We start from the raw sequence: 1,314 nt of genomic DNA on the forward strand, positions 1-1,314 counted from the left end.
GTTTTTTGATCAAGCGTCGAAATAAAAACAGTCCCTATATAGTCTAATGTTTCTCGATTAGGGCTTCCAAATGACAGCACTGAGTCATGAGTTAGATTAAACACGACACTGCGATCATCTATAAGCACATAAGACTTATCAACGGTTGGCTGAAAATTGGTCATCCCAAATGACATCAGTGCAAATGCCCCCGCACCCACTAAGGCTAACGGGCCAAGTAACAAAACCGCAATAACACACACCGCAATCCCCACCCAAGCAAAACCACGCACGATTTTATAAGCCACCTCTGGGATCATATCTTGTTCTGTGTAACGAATACCCTGTGCAGTTAGGTGATAACAGCGATGTTTATCAGGTAAATATAGATACCTTGTCATCAACATCATCATCGTCATCAAAACAAAAGCCACCCAAAACATGGGGGTGTCTCAGGGCGAGCGCATGAGTTGAATTAATGTTAAATTTCACAAATCATTAACCGTAAGATGGTTGTGTGAAGGTACTTATCTTTTATCCCTGTTTGTTTCTTGACCGCATAAATCTCGACTTACGCTGCTCAACTCTTAGCAAGTTAACAAAGAGAGTGGTTTTCGTTTACAAATTATCTACTCATGCGGTTACCCTGGGGGGTGTCTACAGTAAAATCTTCAAGAATAAACCAAAAAAAAACAAATATTGAATAGTTGACAAAGAACGCCACTCCCCACCTCCACAGGTGTTCGTATTTGCCACCCAATCCTTTGTGCTCCCAAGAGTAGGCTACATCAGCGTTATAAAGTTGTTCCTTTAGAGACTCTATGCTTTGGTTATTCTTCATTGGTCTATTCTCACTTCAATAATACGAGTGCCAAATTCTTTTGGCGCAGGCTCTACGGTTAAATCACCTTGTTTTCTACCTGACGCTATATAGCCCAGTTGTTGATGCTTTGAGGCTTGCCAGTTAAACGGCATGCTAAAAAGTATGGTTATGGTGTCGACCAGTGCTGCCACGAAAATCTGATGAGTTTGTGAGAAAGCGAGAGCGTTACTCTGTTGCACTCTCTTCATCTTGCTGATAAACAGGGTGTTTATATTGGTCATTAAGCCTTTTGATTTTGACGATCTCTATGTTGGGAAAAGTCTTTTTTAAGTAAGCAAGTAACTCTTCTTTTTGCTCAGGGAATGTAAATTACCACCTTCTAAAGAAGGTGGCTTTGTGTGAGCCCCCTAAAAGGGGGCCTTTGTTTAGTCCAGCGCTAATTGTTGCTGTTCCACGCGCTCTTTCTTCTCCTGATGTCTTACATAACGTCGAATGATTTCTTCATTAATTCC

Annotated in this window: 1 protein-coding gene and 2 pseudogenes; all 3 read right to left on the minus strand. The window is 41.3% G+C overall.

Annotated elements, in window-relative coordinates; all coding sequences use genetic code 11:
• A pseudogene (locus tag QTN95_RS20685) lies at nt 1–380 on the minus strand (hypothetical protein); the annotation flags it as partial.
• 436 nt (nt 381–816) lie between these two features.
• The gene (locus tag QTN95_RS20690) at nt 817–1,083 is read right to left on the minus strand and encodes a hypothetical protein (RefSeq protein WP_331418855.1); all 267 of its coding nucleotides are present in this window, start codon (nt 1,081–1,083) and stop codon (nt 817–819) included.
• A 144-nt stretch (nt 1,084–1,227) separates the two neighbouring features.
• Nucleotides 1,228–1,314 (minus strand): annotated as a pseudogene (locus QTN95_RS20695) (IS200/IS605 family transposase); the annotation flags it as partial.

Origin of the sequence: Vibrio sp. M260112, assembly GCF_036533775.1 — a bacterium.
Lineage (GTDB): Bacteria > Pseudomonadota > Gammaproteobacteria > Enterobacterales > Vibrionaceae > Vibrio.